Origin of the sequence: Herbaspirillum sp. alder98 (genome assembly GCF_020179755.1) — a bacterium.
Lineage (GTDB): Bacteria > Pseudomonadota > Gammaproteobacteria > Burkholderiales > Burkholderiaceae_D > Herbaspirillum.
Genome location: NZ_JAIUCY010000009.1, coordinates 139,373 through 155,579, shown reverse-complemented (window position 1 = coordinate 155,579; position 16,207 = coordinate 139,373). Strand labels below are relative to the sequence as shown.

General features: G+C 57.2%; 17 protein-coding genes. 13 read left to right on the top strand and 4 right to left on the bottom strand.

The window, feature by feature from the left end:
• Positions 1–35: 35 nt before the first annotated feature.
• Both LBW87_RS18995 and LBW87_RS18990 read left to right on the top strand, forming a co-directional pair.
• Positions 36–1,337, top strand: coding sequence for a DUF5677 domain-containing protein (locus tag LBW87_RS18995; RefSeq protein WP_225203028.1), 1,302 nt, complete (start codon positions 36–38; stop codon positions 1,335–1,337).
• A 581-nt stretch (positions 1,338–1,918) separates the two neighbouring features.
• Entirely contained in the window at positions 1,919–2,608 is a 690-nt protein-coding gene (locus LBW87_RS18990) for a hypothetical protein (protein ID WP_225203027.1), read from the top strand.
• Between the two features lie 117 nt (positions 2,609–2,725).
• Here the strand turns inward: LBW87_RS18990 and LBW87_RS24075 are convergent, their stop codons facing one another.
• The 3 genes from LBW87_RS24075 to LBW87_RS18975 form a co-directional block, all read right to left on the bottom strand.
• Positions 2,726–2,932: a type II toxin-antitoxin system MqsA family antitoxin gene (locus LBW87_RS24075; RefSeq protein ID WP_225203026.1), complete on the bottom strand. Its 207-nt coding sequence runs from the start codon at positions 2,930–2,932 to the stop codon at positions 2,726–2,728.
• Positions 2,933–2,959: 27 nt separating this feature from the next.
• Positions 2,960–3,937, bottom strand: a complete 978-nt coding sequence (locus LBW87_RS18980) for a site-specific integrase (RefSeq protein ID WP_225203025.1) — start codon at positions 3,935–3,937, stop codon at positions 2,960–2,962.
• 453 nt (positions 3,938–4,390) lie between these two features.
• Positions 4,391–5,284, bottom strand: a complete 894-nt coding sequence (locus tag LBW87_RS18975; RefSeq protein WP_225203024.1) for an SDR family oxidoreductase — start codon at positions 5,282–5,284, stop codon at positions 4,391–4,393.
• A gap of 113 nt (positions 5,285–5,397) precedes the next feature.
• Between LBW87_RS18975 and LBW87_RS18970 the strand changes: the two genes are divergently transcribed.
• Positions 5,398–6,381: an AraC family transcriptional regulator gene (locus tag LBW87_RS18970; RefSeq protein WP_225203023.1), complete on the top strand. Its 984-nt coding sequence runs from the start codon at positions 5,398–5,400 to the stop codon at positions 6,379–6,381.
• A 110-nt stretch (positions 6,382–6,491) separates the two neighbouring features.
• Here the strand turns inward: LBW87_RS18970 and LBW87_RS18965 are convergent, their stop codons facing one another.
• Entirely contained in the window at positions 6,492–7,379 is an 888-nt protein-coding gene (locus LBW87_RS18965) for a LysR family transcriptional regulator (protein WP_225203022.1), read from the bottom strand.
• Between the two features lie 175 nt (positions 7,380–7,554).
• Between LBW87_RS18965 and LBW87_RS18960 the strand changes: the two genes are divergently transcribed.
• The 10 genes from LBW87_RS18960 to atpA all read left to right on the top strand — a co-directional run bounded on the left by LBW87_RS18960 (position 7,555) and on the right by atpA (position 16,193).
• Positions 7,555–8,418 carry an ABC transporter permease subunit gene (locus tag LBW87_RS18960; protein ID WP_225203021.1) on the top strand — a complete coding sequence of 288 codons (864 nt, stop codon included), beginning with the start codon at positions 7,555–7,557 and terminating at the stop codon, positions 8,416–8,418.
• Positions 8,418–9,164, top strand: a complete 747-nt coding sequence (locus tag LBW87_RS18955) for an ABC transporter ATP-binding protein (RefSeq protein ID WP_225203020.1) — start codon at positions 8,418–8,420, stop codon at positions 9,162–9,164. The genes LBW87_RS18960 and LBW87_RS18955 overlap by 1 nt, the downstream gene beginning before the upstream one ends.
• Before the next feature lie 61 nt (positions 9,165–9,225).
• Complete coding sequence (locus tag LBW87_RS18950; protein WP_225203019.1) at positions 9,226–10,227, top strand: NrtA/SsuA/CpmA family ABC transporter substrate-binding protein; 1,002 nt, start codon at positions 9,226–9,228, stop codon at positions 10,225–10,227.
• Positions 10,228–10,282: 55 nt separating this feature from the next.
• Positions 10,283–11,377 carry an LLM class flavin-dependent oxidoreductase gene (locus LBW87_RS18945; protein ID WP_225203018.1) on the top strand — a complete coding sequence of 365 codons (1,095 nt, stop codon included), beginning with the start codon at positions 10,283–10,285 and terminating at the stop codon, positions 11,375–11,377.
• A 666-nt stretch (positions 11,378–12,043) separates the two neighbouring features.
• Positions 12,044–12,388 carry an ATP synthase subunit I gene (locus LBW87_RS18940; RefSeq protein WP_225203017.1) on the top strand — a complete coding sequence of 115 codons (345 nt, stop codon included), beginning with the start codon at positions 12,044–12,046 and terminating at the stop codon, positions 12,386–12,388.
• Positions 12,385–13,206 carry a F0F1 ATP synthase subunit A gene (atpB, locus tag LBW87_RS18935; RefSeq protein WP_225203016.1) on the top strand — a complete coding sequence of 274 codons (822 nt, stop codon included), beginning with the start codon at positions 12,385–12,387 and terminating at the stop codon, positions 13,204–13,206. Before LBW87_RS18940 ends, atpB begins: the two co-directional genes overlap by 4 nt.
• A gap of 72 nt (positions 13,207–13,278) precedes the next feature.
• Complete coding sequence (gene atpE, locus LBW87_RS18930) at positions 13,279–13,524, top strand: F0F1 ATP synthase subunit C (RefSeq protein WP_006461334.1); 246 nt, start codon at positions 13,279–13,281, stop codon at positions 13,522–13,524.
• Between the two features lie 75 nt (positions 13,525–13,599).
• On the top strand, positions 13,600–14,070 hold the full coding sequence (locus LBW87_RS18925) for a F0F1 ATP synthase subunit B (protein WP_008111589.1): 471 nt from the start codon (positions 13,600–13,602) through the stop codon (positions 14,068–14,070).
• Between the two features lies 1 nt (position 14,071).
• On the top strand, positions 14,072–14,605 hold the full coding sequence (locus LBW87_RS18920) for a F0F1 ATP synthase subunit delta (protein WP_225203015.1): 534 nt from the start codon (positions 14,072–14,074) through the stop codon (positions 14,603–14,605).
• A 46-nt stretch (positions 14,606–14,651) separates the two neighbouring features.
• Positions 14,652–16,193, top strand: a complete 1,542-nt coding sequence (gene atpA, locus LBW87_RS18915) for a F0F1 ATP synthase subunit alpha (RefSeq protein WP_225203014.1) — start codon at positions 14,652–14,654, stop codon at positions 16,191–16,193.
• The last annotated feature ends 14 nt before the right edge of the window (positions 16,194–16,207 follow it).

The window sequence follows — 16,207 nt, the reverse complement described above, 5'->3', positions numbered from 1 at the left end:
AAGTTTGCTGTTCTTTGGATAATTTAGATCCCGATATGCCTAAATCTAAGCATCGCATTAAACGCCGAGCTAATGGTTCAATAAAGACTAAAAAAACATCGCTGAGAACGCATCCACTCAATGCCAGCAACATTGTTAGGAGGCGTGAGAGTTTTTCAGTTCTCTCGAGCGAAATCCATGTTCCTGAGTGGATGGCGGAGAACGACGAGATCTTTGGTAGCCTGTATAAACGATACCTTTTGGGAAAGATTCCAGGGTATGCCACGAGGATGCCGATGGAGCTGGTTAGGGAAGGCTTTTACATCCCTGCTCGTGGATTTGAGTACATTTGCGATCGTCCTCCTGAGGACATTATTCTTGGTCGAATACGGCAATTGCGCCTGGGTGCTCGGCCGCCATTACATCTTTATCGGAATGTCAATCCGAGCGACTTTGTTCGATTTCTCTGTCCTGACGATGTAGTCACGTGCCTGGCATATCGTCGATTAAAATTCGACGCGGTTCCTTGCATAGTTTTCGCACCGGGCAATGAGCCGTTGCCATTCTCTGCGTTCGAAACTAAAGCCAAAATAGCTTCTAGTGCGCATTACATTGAGATGACTAGGGTCATCGCTCCCCCTCTTCCAGAACTCCTCGAATCATCATTTGGGCTGACATTGCCGTCCGTTCCCTTAGATGTAATGAAGAAATTGGATGAGAAGTTGTCCGTAGTGATGTCTCGACTAAAGAGTTTTCATAGTAAGCATGAAACTGAGATGCACTACCATCACATGCTTTTTTCGGCGTTAATTCGAGTGAAGGAGACGCTTGATGCAGTCTCTTTACTTGTACAAAATAATCTCTGGTATCAGGCGTTAGCTTTATTGCGAGTTCTTTACGAAATCCATTTGAATTTCTGTTTCGATTGGCTTCAGCCGGAGACAAACTACAAATATCTTGCCGCCGCAGCTGTTTTTACCCATTCAGACATCGCAAAGCATAGACTGACGGCTGCGCAGCACTATGTCGCTGAGGGTATGGGTGAAAAATTGGCTGAAGAACGTGCGTATAGCGCTTGGAAGCCTGTAAGTTTTGCCGCGTCGGTCGTGGAGAAGGCAAAGCTTTCGAAGGTTGGTGTCCACTACCACGAATCGATTTACGATTTTCTGTCTCAAGTTTCGCATCAAAATTTCGAGATAGCATCTCTACATGCCAATCGATTCGATGATGAGACTTTTTCTGCCGTAAAAGAGGATGTAAAAGAGACCTACTTGCGGTTTGCCGATCTAATTGTTACAGAGTTTTTAACATACGTTGATTCAGATATTGGGGTTGCAGCTGAAGTTGCTTCAATCTGAGGAGGCTAGATTTCGCCAATCTTTGCCGGATTGAAACTCCTCCAATAGTAGACGCTGTGTGCGGATTTTTAAGAAAAAATTCAGGCGCCTCCTAGCGTCTGTAAAAAAACGAAGGCCTAAAAATCATCCACTCACAACTTTTAACCTGGCGCGGGTTATCGTGCACTCTAACGTATTAAAAATTTGCCAGTCCGAAGTGGCTGGCATTTTACCTTTCCCATCTGAAATTATCGATCTCGCCTAATCGCGGGTAAATAGTGCTACTAGCAGGGAATAAATAGTTAGAAAATCGGTACTTAGGGTAGAGATTTGTGGGCGAATAGTTCCTATGACCGTTCTTTAGCCGCTAAAAAAAGTGCCGAAGTTCGGGGCAGGATGTGTGAAGGTGGCCACCTTCACAGATTTATTCGCACTTCCGTGCTCAACATGAGTATCTTGAAGTACTTTGAATATAGGACGGTTTTGAATTACGGCGCTTGTAGAGAACCGGGCCCCTGATCGCATTGGCAAGGCGCATTAGACGCTTAAACTCGGCTTTTTACCTCGTTGTGCTACGCTCCCCCAAAAAGACGGGGGGAGTTATGAGGGAATGGTGGGCAAGTTGGTACAACAAATACGCTGTGGTGGCCCTCGCTACCGCCGTGGGAGTGGCAGCCTACAATGAAATCTGCTGGAGCAATTTGTCCGCGTCTGATTGGGCGACGTGGGTGGGTTCTATCGGGACTGTTGCTGCTTTGATTGGGGCAATCTATATCGCAACATCTGAACGGCGTTTGATTCAAAGAGATGCAAGGTCGCTGGGTGCAATTACGCTGATGAGCATGCAGTTTCGATTGAATACTCTTCGTCTCCAGGTGGAAAAGGTCGCGATAGCAATGCACGATTGGACGCCTGAGCGGCTTAGTAATATTGATTACAGCGCATCTAGCGAAAACATCAAGGCATACTGTACGCTCGAAATGATAGAGATCGAGAGAATTAGATCTGTGAATGAAGGGGTCGCCATGGGGATGGCAGCCGCTGTAGATCACATCTCGTATTGCTGTCACTTTATGGGAAGTGCTGCGAAAAACCCGAAAATTCAGGGGCCGTTAGCTCACAAACGTTTCTGCCGTGAAATGAGCCAATTGCTTGCCGCAGCCGCCATGAATTTGCGTGCAGCTATGGTGCTTGCTGCACAGGTGGCTGGGAGGCCTGGTGCAGAATTTCAAGACAAAAGAGTTGCCGATATTGTCAAAGAAGGTCTTCCCCCGTGGAGACCAGCCCAATAATTTAGCATGCTCCACGCGGCTCTCCGCAGTGAGATGATGAAGCCGCGCATGTTGCTTGGATTGCCTAGCTGATCTCAACGTCAGAAGAACTGTCGTGATTGGTCATCGTGAGGCGTCTCAGGATTGTGAATCTACTCTTTTCATGAACTCCTTCATGAGTTTGAAGAGCCGTTCACCCTCTACTAAATCCAGAGTGATGTCTCCACATTGTTTGCAGTAGCCGCATTGAATGTCGTGAAACATCACCGACGTATCCTTGTACGTGCGCGCTATTGAGCGCGGGCCGGAGATGGAATCTTCGGCCCCGCAATTTGAACATTTCATGGCTAGTCTTTTCTCTCTGAGTGTTTGCTACCCGAGTTTCTTTGCTAAGTCTTCCGCACGTAAATGCGTATACCGTTTCAGCATTTCTAGCGTCTTATGGCCTGTAATCGCAGCAACCTCCATAATATTAAGCCCCTTCTCAAATAGTCTGCTAGTCGCTTCATGCCGTAGGTCATGAAAGCGAAGACCTACGATATTCGCTCGATGCTCCTCGCAGGCCCGTTCAAAAGACTGGCTCATGGATTCAGGCTTCAACTTGAAGACTGGTCCATCGTCTCTCTTGAGGTTCTGGAGTGCCGCGGCAGCTTTGGTGGAAAGTGGCACGGTACGAGGCACATCAGTCTTTGTTCTGGGAATATGAGCGATCTTCTTTTCCAGGTCTATCTCATCCCAGGCGAGCAAGGCCAATTCACTGCGTCGTAGACCGGTCTCTAACGCTAGGATGACGACGGTACGCAACTCAGCTGACTCAGTTGCCATGAGAATCGATTCGATTTCAGCATCGGTCACGCGCCTATCACGCCCTCTAGGCTTCGTAGGCTTGCGCACCTGGGCCGTTGGCAGCCCATTGGGTAGATGGATACCCCAATCAATCGATGCGGCCTTCAGGACGCGATTCAGCAGGTTTATTTCGTGAATGACGGACTGAGGGCCGACAGACTTCAACCTCTGATCCCGAAACTTGGCAACCTGGCTTGAATTGAGGCTGGCCAGCCGGTAGTCACCAAATGCCTCGTTCAACGTCTTGAGTCGGGATTTGTCGGATGGCGCGCCGCGCTTCGCCGGCAACACCTCTGTCTCGTAGCGGGCCAGAATATCCTTGACCAGAGTGCCTTCAGCTTCAGTGCGAGAGACAAACACCCCGCGCTCCATCTCGGATTCGATAATGGTCGCCCAGCGCCGGGCATCGGCTTCTTTGGTGAAGGTCTTGGTTTGGGTGGGGTAGCCCCGTTTGCGAATCTGTACGTGGTACTGGCCTTCGCCTTTTTTGCGGATGGTTGGCACGTTGCTTTCCGGCACTGAGTGGGTATGTCGTCAGTGTGCCAAAATTGTGCCAATAAATACAGAAAAATCCTGAAAGAACCTATGAATATGGGGTGAAATTGGGCCTCCGAAGCCAAGGGTCGTGGGTTCGATCCCCGCCAGCCGCGCCACTCCTGCCTTTTTCCGTCATTTCCTGAAGCTGGAGCCAACACTTTGCCGTTAGGCAGCCTTATGCTGCGTATTGCCTTGGTGAAATGGGATTCCAAATCCGGACAACGCGCGCCGATAAATTTAATAAAAACATAACTTAATCGGCGAATACAAAGAATTATTAAAACGACAACGCATTCTGTTGAGAAATATTATCCGGTTGTTGTGATCCGCATGCCTTGCGCGATATCAATTGGGCAGCAGCGAGTAGTGTTCGGGCAGGGTCGTTACCTGACTTGACGCCCCTGCCGTCCTTTCTCGCGATCAGTCCCCGGCATATTTCATGCGTTCGAGGTCGGCAATCAACGCCGGTCCGCTCGGATGCCAATCAAGCCATTGCTGCGTTTGCCGGCCCGAGGCAGGAAGGTCCCGCCCGACAAAATCCCCCAGCCACCCAAAATGGGTCAGCGCTTCTTCATGCGAAAGACTGACCGTCGGGATCTTCAGGCCGTGGCCGATGACTGTGGCGATGTCGCGCAGCGATATGCCTTCTTCGGCCACGGCATGGTATCTGCGGCCTGCTTGACCTCGCTCCAGTGCCAGTCGGTAGAGTCGGGCGACGTCGCTCACATGGGCCGCCGGCCAGCGGTTCAAGCCATCGCCGACATAGGCCGAGACACCCTTGTCCCGCGCTATCTGGATCAGGGGACTGATGAGGCCTTGTTTTACCGTGTCGTGGACCTGCGGCAAACGGACTACCGACACATTGACGCCGCGCTGTCCCACCGATAATCCGGCCAGCTCGGATGTCTTGCGCGGATTGGGATGGTCGGGATTGAAGTTGTCCTCGATCGCGGCGACGCCGGGCGCGATGGCGCCCATGCCAGTGCCGGAGGTGATGACCAGAGGGCGATCCGAACCCGCCAGGCCCGCGCCCAGCGCTTCGATTGCCAGGCGGTCGGCTTCGCAGTTGGCCGCGAATCTGGAGAAGTCATGGTTGAAGGCGGTGTGGATGACGCCGTCCGCCATCGCCGCGCCACGGCGCAGGCTGTCCAGGTCTTCCAGGTTGCCGTGAAAGACGTCTGCCCCGGCCGCGATTAACGATTGCGCGCCCGCTTCAGAACGGGTCAGGCCCAATACCTGATGGCCAGCCTTGATGACTTCTGCCACGATGGCCGTGCCAATGAAACCGGTCGCGCCGGTAATGAAAATACGCAAGATGAGCACCTTTGATTTAGTTGAGGATGGTTTGCATCGTCCAATGTAGGTGCTTGAGTTGATATCATCAATGCGATAAAGTCTTTGTTATTGGTTCGATCGTCCGGAGTTATATGGATCCATTGTCAGAAGTGCTGGCGCTGTTCAAGCCCCGAAGTTATGTCGCAGGCGGTTTCCGGATTGCGGGCGAGATGGCCATACAGTGGCCGCAGCACGAAGGCATCAAGTGCTATGCGGTGGTGTCCGGTCAATGCTGGCTAAGCGTTGAAGGGATTGACGAAGCCATACTGCTGGAGGCCGGCGATTGTTATTTGTTGCCACCCGGGCCGCCATTCCGGCTGGCGACGGACCTGTCAGTCAGGCCGGTCGACTTCCATGTGCTTCGCGCCAAGAGAAAGTCGGATGATGCCGCCGATGAGAAGCAAGAGGGCGCTTGTTACCTGGTCGGAGGTCACTTTGTGCTGACCGGCAGTCACGCCGATTTTCTGCTGAATGCGCTGCCGCCGATCGTGCATATCCGCAAGGAGGCGGACAAGGCAGCGATGCGCTGGTCGCTGCAACGGATGACCGAAGAAGTGCGCGACCCACAACCTGGCGGATCGTTGATTACGCAGCAGTTGGCCTACATGATGCTGGTCCAGGCGTTGCGGCTGCATCTGTCCGACGAGACGAACGGGGGAATCGGCTGGCTGTTCGCGCTGGCCGACAAGCAGATGGGGGCCGCCATCAGATGCATGCACGACGCGCCCGGCCATGACTGGACTCTGCAAAAGCTGGCGGGGCACGTGGGCATGTCGCGGTCGGTCTTTGCATTGCGCTTCAGGCAGACGGTGGGCACGACGCCGATGGAATACCTGACGCGCTGGCGCATGTTACTGGCCGGCGACCGCTTGACGAATTCACGCGAATCGACTGCCACAATTGCCTCGTCCCTTGGTTATGAATCTGAAAGTGCTTTTGGCAAGGCATTCAAGCGCACCATGGCGTGTTCACCCAGGGAATATGGACGGGCGGCGGTGCTCCCCAACAGGGTGCTGGGCAGTAGTGGCGCCGATGAGATTACACAGGGAGCAGGTGCCAGCGTCTCGTTGTCGTAGCCACTAGGTCCCGGCCTGCGCCGGGACGACGAAATAGTTATAGCCTCACCCCCGTCGTCCTGACGAAAGTCAGGACCCAGCGTCTGCGGTTATGGACTTTCAGCATTGAATCAGGCCAATGCCTGTGCGACCACCGTCTCAATGCGCCTGATCGGTCCTTCCAGCCGTGCCTGTCCCTGGCCAACGACCAGCCAGGCCTCGGCTTCTGGCTTGAAGTCGCGCAACGCCAGTGTCGCCAGTTTTCCATTGAAGGCGCTCTTTTCATACAAGGCCTGCGGCATCAGCCCCAGCCCCAATCCCCCGTTCACACTGTCCAGTTGCAGGTCGCGGGTATAAGTATCGAGCCGCACATTCATTGACAGGCCCAGCGCGCCCAAGGCACGTGCCAGTCCGGCGCGAAAGCCACAGCCATCGGGATTGAGCACCCAGCCTGTGGCGACGCAGTCTGCCAGGCCGTAACGTTTCAGGGGCCAGTCCTGAAGGCGTCCCAACACGCTGACCTCTCCCCGATGCAACAGCCGCGCTTCCACCCCGCCGGGCAAGGTCCTGCCGCGCTGTTGCAGGACCACCGCCGCATCCAGTTCGCCCCGTTCCACTCTTTCCACCAGCGTCGCGCCCCAACCGGTGCTGACCTGTGGCCGCAGGTCGGGCCATTCCTGGCGCAACTGGTCCAGCAATGGTCCCAACACCAGTTCGCCCAGGCTCTGTGTTACGCCCAGGCGCAGATTGCCATTGGGCGGCAAGTCGGCCGCCGCCAGGTCGCGCAGGATATCGACTTCGCGCAGGACGCTGCGACACTGCTCGGCCAATCTAAGTCCTGCCGGTGTCGGTCGCACGGGTTTGCTCTGGCGATCGAACAGGGCGATGCCCAGCGTGCCTTCCAGCCCTTGCACGCGGCGGCTCAACAGTGGCTGGGCGATTCCCAGTTCTTGCGCCGCACGGCTGATGGATTGGTGGCGGACAACGGCAACAAAGGCTTCCAGATCATCTGTTTTCATTCGGTTTTGCAGTCACGGCAGACAGGACGAACAGGAGCTTGCGCCTGCCCGGTCAATTTTTCAAATATGTTTAATGTATATATTGGAACGAAATGATTATTTAATTTATGCATGAAAGGCGTTTAGCATTTTTGACGTTGCGGCATCTGCCGCAGGCCATCACGAAGGAAATGCCATGCCTGAAGCGGCAACCCCGATTGCTCTCTCTTCGCCCCCGGCGTCCACCGTCGCTGCGGTGTCGCCGGTCACACGCCGGCCACGCGGTTTGGGGCCGCATGCCTTACTGGCCATTTCCTGGGCGGCGCCGTTGATTCTGTTAGTGGCATGGGAGTCATTCGCTCGTCTTGGCGCGCTGTCGCCACAGGTGCTGCCCGCGCCCAGCAAGGTGTTTGCCACCGCCTTGAAGCTGATCGAACAGGGCCGACTCATCAGCGACCTCGGTGCCAGTTTGTTGCGCGCGGTGGCGGGCTTCCTGATCGGCGGCGGCATCGGCTTCGGCCTGGGTACACTGGTCGGTTTCTCGCGTCTGGCCGAGGCGCTGTTCGACCGTAGCGTGCAGATGGTGCGCGCAGTGCCTTTTCTGGCAGCGCTGCCGCTGGTGATCGTCTGGTTCGGCGTGGACGAGGGCGGCAAGGTGTTTCTGGTGTCGCTGGGCGTGATGTTTCCGATCTACATCAATACCGTGCTCGGCATTCGCCAGGTCGATCCCAAGCTGGTGGAGTTGGGACGGGTGTCCGGCCTGTCGAGCTGGACGCTGATCCGTCGCATCATCCTGCCCGGCGCCTTGCCGTCGATCCTGGCGGGCGTGCGCTATGCCCTGGCGGTGGCCTGGCTGGCGCTGGTGATTGCCGAAACCATCGCCACCAATTCGGGCATCGGTTCGCTGGCGATGGATGCCCGCGAGTTCCTGCAGACCGATGTGATCGTGCTGACCATCGTGATCTACGCCGGCATCGGCGTGGCCTCCGACGCCATCGCCCGCGCGCTCGAGCGACGCCTGCTGGCATGGCACCCCAATTACGCGAAGGGAGCCAGGTGATGAGCGAAATCGACAAGCTCAATGGCGAGGCAGAAGGCCTGGCTGTGGATGTGCGTGGATTGCAGCGTCGCTACGGCGAGCGCACCGTGATCAAGGGCTTGAACCTGCAGATAGCGCGCGGCGAGTTCGTGGCGTTGCTGGGCGAGAGCGGTTGCGGCAAGACCACGCTGTTGCGTGCACTGGCAGGGCTGGATGCGATCGACAGCGGTCGCATCGAAGGTGCGCGGCAACCGGCCGTGGTGTTTCAGGAGCATCGCCTGATTCCGTGGGACAACCTGTGGCGCAATGTGGCATTGGGTCTGGACGACAAGATCGGCCGTGCGCTGGCGCAGGCGGCGCTGGCCGAGGTGGGACTGGGCGACCGGGTCGACGACTGGCCCCGTAATCTCTCCGGTGGGCAAGCCCAGCGCGTGGCGCTGGCGCGGGCCCTGGTGCGCGAGCCGCGCCTGCTGTTGCTCGACGAACCCTTCGCCGCCCTGGATGCACTCACGCGCATTCGCATGCATACGCTGGTGCGGCAATTGCTGGCGCGCCATCGGCCGGGAGTCTTGCTGGTCACTCACGATGTGGATGAGGCGATCGTGCTGGCAGACCGCATCCTGGTGATGCGCGACGGCGCCATTGCCGGCCAATACGATGTGCCGCATGCAGCAGGCAGCAACCGCCTGCATCCCGCGGCGCAAGCCCTGCGTGAACAATTGCTGGCCCAGTTGGGCGTGGCGCCGTCGCCAGCGCTGGCGGCCTGACGCGGACCACCGGATTTCTCCTGCGCCTGCGCGCATCCCTTTGACTCAACCTTGAGGTTTCATGAACGACCAACATCTGCCGCGTGGTTTGACGCGACGTCATCTTCTTCAAGCGGCCCTGAGCGGCGCGGCAATCGCCGTGGCCGGTTTGCCGGGTGCGGCGCTGGCGCGCTCGCGCAATACCGATACCGTGCGCCTGGCCTGGGGCCGGGGCGGCCTGCCTGGCATTGCGCGCGCCCGGGGCGAGTTTGAAAAGATCCTGGCCAGGGATGGCATCAAGGTGCAATGGGTTGGTCCATTTCCGAACCACGCGCCGTCGCTGCAGGCGGTCACCGGCGGCAGCGCAGACTTCGGTTTTGGTGGCAGTACCACGCCAGCGCTGGCAGCGATGATCGCCGGTTCGCCATTGGTATTTACCCAGTTCGCCGTGGTCGAGCCGCGCAGCACGGCGATCATCGCCAAGGATGGATCGGGCATCGACAAGGTGACCGATCTGGTCGGAAAGTCGGTTGCGGTGAACCGTTCCGGCCTGGGTGAGTTCCTGCTGGTGGCGGCGCTCGAAAAGCATGGCATCGACCGCAGCAAGGTGAAGTTCGTCTACCTCAATCCGCCCGATGCGGGACCTGCCTTCGCCCAGGGCAAGGTGGATGCGTGGTCGATGTGGAGCCCGGGCGTGGACATCGCCCGCGTCGAATACAAGGCGCACGATGTGTTCTTCGAAGGGCGTGACCTCGAGTTCCTGATCGATTTCAATTCGTATGTGACGCACCGAAAATTCGCCGAGGAAAATGCCGACATCGTGCGCGCGGTCAATGCCGCGTATCGCGCAGAGGGATTGTGGATTACCCAGAACACCGCCGAGGCCGAGCTGCTGGTGCAGAAGGATGCAGGGTACTCCGATCCGGTGCGCGATTCGCTGGTCAAGCTCAAGCGACGCTGGGAGTTCCATGGCGCTGATGACAGCAAGTTCATCGCCACTTTCCAGAAGGCAGCCGACTGGCTGTCGGAGCGCAAGATCCTGCCGCAGAAGGTGCAGGTGAGCGACTACATCGTTCGCACTTGATGCATGAGTGCCGCGCTTTATTTATGAAATGAGTTCCAGTCATGGAGGCAATATCATGAGCGTCAATTTCATCGGGATGATCACCACCCACAAGAACTCCGAGATCCATCCCTCGGTCGGTCCTGCCATCGATATCGATTACACCCGCCGCTTTGCCAAGGCGCATGAAGACGCCGGTTTCGACCGCGTGCTGGTGCCTTACCATTCGAATGGACCGGACGCGATCCTGACCATTGCCCAGGCCGCCGCAGCCACCGAACGCATTCAGCTGATGCTGGCGCACCGCCCGGGATTTACCGCGCCGACGTTGGCGGCGCGGCAACTGGCCACTCTCGATCAATACACCGGCGGACGGCTGGGCGTGCACATCATCTCGGGCGGATCGGACGCCGAGCAGCGCCGTGACGGCGATTATCTCGATCACGACCAGCGCTATGCGCGCACCGATGAATATCTGGATATCCTGCGTCGCGTGTGGACCGCCGAGAAGCCGTTCGATCACCACGGCGCTTTCTATCGCTTCGAGCAGGCTTATTCGGAGGTGCGCACGGTGCAGCAACCACATATCCCGATCTTCTTCGGCGGCGCCTCCGATGCGGCCATTCCAGTTGCCGGGCGGCACGCCGACATCTATGCGTTGTGGGGAGAGTCGCTCGACCAAGTGCGCGACCTGACCGGGCGCGTGCGTGGTGAGGCGGCGCGAAATGGGCGCGAGATTGCGTTCTCGGTGTCGTTCCGCCCGATCCTGGCCGATACCGAAGAGAAGGCATGGGCCCGCGCCGAAGCGATCCTGGCCGAGACCCGACGCCTGCGCGCCGGCGACGGCAAGCTGCATCCAGCCTATACCGGCCCGCAGGAAAGCGAAGGTGCGCGCCGCTTGCTGGCCGCAGCCGACCGCGGCGAGCGGGTCGACAAACGCCTGTGGACTGCCATCGCCAAGGAGACCGGCGCCCGCTACAACTCGACGGCGCTGGTCGGTACTCCCGAACAGGTGGCCGAGGCCTTGCTGGATTACTACGACCTGGGCGTCACCAACTTCCTGATTCGCGGCTTCGATCCGCTGGAAGACGCCATCGACTACGGGCGCGAATTGATCCCGCGCACGCGCGCGCTGGTGGCGCAACGGGTGGCGCAGAGAAAGGCTGCCTGATAGGGACGCCCGGGCTCAAGGTCGCAACCGGATCTTTTCCCTGTGTACGTCGGGCCCTATTGGGTGTTTCTAGAAACTTATGTTGTCACCGGCAACGAGGCATGCGGGTGATTTACCGTAAAGGCTGTTCGCATGGCTTTTGCCGACAAATGCTTCGCTGTGGTGCAACATCTCTGCGCCAAAAAGCGAGCCCAGTCATCTGATGACTTCCCCCCTGACTGGCATCAGCGCCGAAAAAGCGTTCGTCGTTTGCGAGCGTCATGCTCCGAGGCCATAAATCATTGAATATTCACGCTTTTTTTATGGCGCAGCGGGCGACTTTTGATTACATTTGCCGCTGCCATTTCGATTTTCCGTGATTGTCAGTGCCGGCGAGCCATGATCTGCCTGCTCAAAGATAAGAAAAAAGACTGCAATGCAGCGACCGGGAAAGCAGTAGCGGTGACAACGTTCTCATCCACAACGATTGCTGCACTTGATTTGCTGCAATGCGCAAAATCCAAGTCGCAGACTATTTGCCACATCTCGCTGATAAATGGCTGAGATAACGCCGGTATCTGGCAGTAAAAGGTTTGACTAACAGGAAATCGAACCTTTATAATCGCCGGGCTTTTAAGCTGCCGTCTGCTCGTAATGAGTGCGGCGCATGCACGATATTGGATATATATGCTGCGCATCATCCTTTTGCAGCTCGTAACCACGGTCGTCGTTGCATTGGTGGCAAGCATGCTGGGCGGACTTCCGGCGCTGTGGTCTGCTCTTCTGGGCGGAATCTGCTGCGTGGTTCCCAACGCCTTGTTTGCCTTGCGACTCTTCGTCAGCGCACGTAAGCCCGGTGGTACCGACCCGATGGCCTTTTTCTTCGGGGAATTTATCAAGATTGCTACGACTTTCGCGCTCATGGGCGTGATCGTTTGGTTGTACCACGGTGTTAACTGGCTCGCGTTTCTGCTGAGCTTCATCGTGGTGCTTAAGAGTTATTTCATTTTACTGTTTAGACACCGACCATGACCGTAGAAGCCGCTGAGCACGCGCCAACAGCCTCCGAATATATCGTCCACCACCTCGGACATTTTTCCACCAGTCATCAAACCAAGGTCGTCGATTTCTCGGTCCTGAACGTCGATACCATTTTCTGGTCGATTTTCGCCGGCGTGATCGGCAGCCTGTTCATGTACCTGGCTGCGCGTCGCGCAACCTCGGGCGTGCCGGGCCGTTTCCAGGCCTTCGTCGAGATGGTGGTGGAGATGGTCGAAGACCAGTCCAAGGCCATCGTGCACGGCAACCGCACCTTCATCGCACCAGTGGCGCTGACCGTGTTCGTCTGGGTCGCCCTGATGAATTCGCTCGACTTCCTGCCGGTCGACCTGGCGTCGGGCATCTTCCGTATCTTCGGCATGGGTGAAATGCATCACCGTATCGTGCCTACCGCCGACCTCAACGGCACCCTCGGCATCGCCCTCGGCGTGCTGGCGCTGATGCTGTATTACAGCGTCAAGATCAAGGGTGCCGGCGGCTTCGTGCACGAACTGTTCGCTGCGCCCTTCGGTATCTGGCTGGCGCCGTTCAACCTGCTGTTGAATATCATCGAATTCGCCGCCAAGACCGTGTCCCTGGGCATGCGACTGTTCGGCAACATGTACGCAGGCGAACTGTTGTTCCTGCTGATCGCATTGCTGGGATCGACCGCGACCGCATTCGGCTTTATCGGTCACGTCGTCGCGGGTTCTATCTGGGCAATTTTCCACATCCTGATCGTGTTGCTCCAAGCATTCATTTTCATGATGTTGACACTGGTGTACCTGGGCCAGGCGCACGAAGCGCATTAACAAGGCTTGCAGTACCTGTTTTTCAGTTTGTTTTTTGATTTTGTATTTACTTAACTTTTCTAAGGAATTGTCATGACTGATGTCTCTTTCGTTGCTTTGGCTTGCGGTTTGATCATTGGCCTGGGTGCTATCGGCGCTTGTATCGGTATCGCGATCATGGGCGGTAAGTACCTCGAAGCATCCGCACGTCAGCCAGAACTGATGAACACCCTGCAAACCAAGATGTTCCTGCTGGCTGGTCTGATCGACGCTGCGTTCCTGATCGGTGTTGGTATCGCCATGCTGTTCGCATTCGCAAATCCGTTCATCGCCAAGTAATTCGCGCTTCACAGCCGATTCTCATCTTGCCGGACGATTGGTTCCGGCACTCGTTATTCTGAGAAGGAAATTACCGTGAACTTAAATGCAACATTGATTGCTCAGTTCGTGGTCTTCTTCATCCTCGCCGGCTTCACGATGAAATTCGTGTGGCCGCCGTTGATCAAGGCGCTCGACGAGCGCGCCAAGAAGATCGCGGATGGTCTGGCTGCTGCCGACCGCGGCAAGGCTGATCTGGCTGCCGCTGAAAAGCGCGTCCAGACCGAGCTGGCCTCGGCGCGCGATGAAGGCCAGAAGCGCATCGGCGATGCCGAGAAGCGTGCCCAGCTGATCATCGAAGAGGCGAAGAAGACGGCTGCTGAAGAAGCTGCCCGTATCGTCGCCAACGCTCGTGCTGATGCCGAGCAGCAAGTCAACAAGGCGCGTGAAGAACTGCGCGGTGAAGTCGCGACGCTGGCCGTCAAGGGCGCCGAGCAGATCCTCAAGCGCGAAGTCAATGCATCGGCTCACGCCGACTTGCTGAACCAACTGAAGACAGAGCTGTAATATGGCCGAACTTGCAACGATCGCTCGCCCTTACGCCGAGGCCCTGTTTCGTGTGGCCAAGGCTGGCAGCCTGGCAGCCTGGTCCGATCTCGTTTCCGAGATGGCCCAGGTAGCAGCGCATTCCGAGCTCAAGGCCGTGGCGCACAATCCTTCCGTTTCGCACGACAAGCTGGCAGAAGTGTTTGCCGCCGCCGTCAAGACCCCGCTGTCCGTCGAAGCCCAGAACTTCGTCAAGACATTGATCGAAAACGGCCGCCTGACCCTGTTGCCCGAGATCGCCGATCAGTTCCATGAGCTCAAGAATGCTCAGGAAGGTTCGGCCGATGCTTATATCGTCAGTGCGTTCGAAATGACGGATGCGCAGGTCAAGGATGTTGTCGCCAACCTGGAAAAGAAATTCGGCCGCAAGCTGATTCCCCAGGTGACGGTCGACAGCAGCCTCATCGGTGGCGTGCGGGTCGTGGTCGGCGACGAAGTATTCGATACCTCCGTACGCGCGAAATTGCAGCAGCTGCATGCTGCTCTGGCCGCGTGAAAAGCCTGAGCCTGGCGTAAGCGAATAAAAATTTTTAGGAGTTTGTATGCAACTCAACGCATCTGAAATCAGCGAGCTGATCAAGAGCCGGATCCAAGGCCTTGGCGATACCGCTGAGATTCGCAATCAAGGCACGGTGATTTCCGTGTCCGATGGTATCTGCCGTATCCATGGTCTGTCCGACGTGATGCAAGGTGAGATGCTGGAATTCCCGGGTAACACCTTCGGCCTGGCGCTGAACCTGGAGCGTGACTCGGTCGGCGCCGTTATCCTGGGCGAGTACGAACACATTTCCGAAGGCGACGTGGTCAAGTGTACCGGCCGCATCCTGGAAGTGCCAATCGGTCCGGAACTGTGCGGCCGCGTGGTCAATGCACTGGGCCAGCCGATCGACGGCAAGGGTCCGATCAACACCAAGCTGACTGCGCCGATCGAAAAGATCGCGCCGGGCGTTATCGCCCGTCAATCGGTGTCGCAACCGATGCAGACCGGCCTGAAGTCGATCGACTCGATGGTGCCAGTCGGCCGTGGCCAGCGTGAGCTGATCATCGGCGACCGCCAGACCGGCAAGAGCGCCGTCGCCATCGACGCCATCATCAACCAGAAGGGTCAGAACATGACCTGCATCTACGTTGCGATCGGCCAGAAGGCTTCGTCGATCAAGAACGTGGTGCGCGCACTGGAAGCGCACGGCGCGATGGAATACACCATCGTGGTCGCCGCGACCGCCTCCGAATCGGCAGCGATGCAATACGTGTCGGCCTACTCGGGTTGCGCCATGGGCGAATACTTCCGCGATCGCGGTGAAGATGCCCTGATCGTGTATGACGATCTGTCCAAGCAAGCCGTGGCTTACCGTCAGGTCTCGCTGCTGCTGCGCCGTCCGCCAGGTCGCGAAGCGTACCCAGGCGACGTGTTCTACCTGCACAGCCGCCTGCTGGAACGCGCAGCGCGCGTGAACGCCGACTACGTCGAGAAGTTCACCAACGGTGAAGTCAAGGGCAAGACCGGTTCGCTGACGGCACTGCCGATCATCGAAACCCAGGCAGGTGACGTTTCCGCCTTCGTTCCGACCAACGTGATCTCGATCACCGACGGCCAGATCTTCCTGGAAACTTCGCTGTTCAACGCTGGTGTGCGTCCTGCGATCAACGCCGGTATTTCGGTGTCGCGCGTGGGTGGTGCTGCCCAGACCAAGGTCATCAAGGGCCTGTCCGGCGGTATCCGTACCGACTTGGCGCAGTACCGCGAACTGGCCGCTTTCGCGCAGTTTGCTTCCGATCTCGACGAAGCAACCCGCAAGCAGCTGGACCGTGGCGCCCGTGTGACTGAACTGCTCAAGCAAGCCCAGTACTCGCCGCAATCGATCTCGTTGATGGCCGTGTCGCTGTTCGCGGTCAACAAGGGTTTCATGGACGACGTCGAAGTCAAGAAGATCCTGGCCTTCGAAGCCGGTCTGCTCAATTTCGTCAAGACCAGCCATGCTGACCTGTTGAAGAAGATTGAAGACACCAAGCAACTGGACAAGGACGCTGAAGCTGCATTGGCTGCTGCCATCGCTGACTTCAAGAAATCCGGCGCGTACTGATCTTGCCCAGGCTA

What these genes read in the sequence shown, in the direction of transcription:
- LBW87_RS18995 (WP_225203028.1), top strand. Translation starts at nt 36, where the DNA reads ATGCCTAAATCTAAGCATCGCATTAAACGCCGAGCTAATGGTTCAATA.
- LBW87_RS18990 (WP_225203027.1), top strand. Translation starts at nt 1,919, where the DNA reads ATGAGGGAATGGTGGGCAAGTTGGTACAACAAATACGCTGTGGTGGCC.
- LBW87_RS24075 (WP_225203026.1), bottom strand. Translation starts at nt 2,932, where the DNA reads ATGAAATGTTCAAATTGCGGGGCCGAAGATTCCATCTCCGGCCCGCGC.
- LBW87_RS18970 (WP_225203023.1), top strand. Translation starts at nt 5,398, where the DNA reads ATGGATCCATTGTCAGAAGTGCTGGCGCTGTTCAAGCCCCGAAGTTAT.
- LBW87_RS18965 (WP_225203022.1), bottom strand. Translation starts at nt 7,379, where the DNA reads ATGAAAACAGATGATCTGGAAGCCTTTGTTGCCGTTGTCCGCCACCAA.
- LBW87_RS18960 (WP_225203021.1), top strand. Translation starts at nt 7,555, where the DNA reads ATGCCTGAAGCGGCAACCCCGATTGCTCTCTCTTCGCCCCCGGCGTCC.
- LBW87_RS18955 (WP_225203020.1), top strand. Translation starts at nt 8,418, where the DNA reads ATGAGCGAAATCGACAAGCTCAATGGCGAGGCAGAAGGCCTGGCTGTG.
- LBW87_RS18950 (WP_225203019.1), top strand. Translation starts at nt 9,226, where the DNA reads ATGAACGACCAACATCTGCCGCGTGGTTTGACGCGACGTCATCTTCTT.
- LBW87_RS18945 (WP_225203018.1), top strand. Translation starts at nt 10,283, where the DNA reads ATGAGCGTCAATTTCATCGGGATGATCACCACCCACAAGAACTCCGAG.
- LBW87_RS18940 (WP_225203017.1), top strand. Translation starts at nt 12,044, where the DNA reads ATGCTGCGCATCATCCTTTTGCAGCTCGTAACCACGGTCGTCGTTGCA.
- atpB (WP_225203016.1), top strand. Translation starts at nt 12,385, where the DNA reads ATGACCGTAGAAGCCGCTGAGCACGCGCCAACAGCCTCCGAATATATC.
- atpE (WP_006461334.1), top strand. Translation starts at nt 13,279, where the DNA reads ATGACTGATGTCTCTTTCGTTGCTTTGGCTTGCGGTTTGATCATTGGC.
- LBW87_RS18920 (WP_225203015.1), top strand. Translation starts at nt 14,072, where the DNA reads ATGGCCGAACTTGCAACGATCGCTCGCCCTTACGCCGAGGCCCTGTTT.
- atpA (WP_225203014.1), top strand. Translation starts at nt 14,652, where the DNA reads ATGCAACTCAACGCATCTGAAATCAGCGAGCTGATCAAGAGCCGGATC.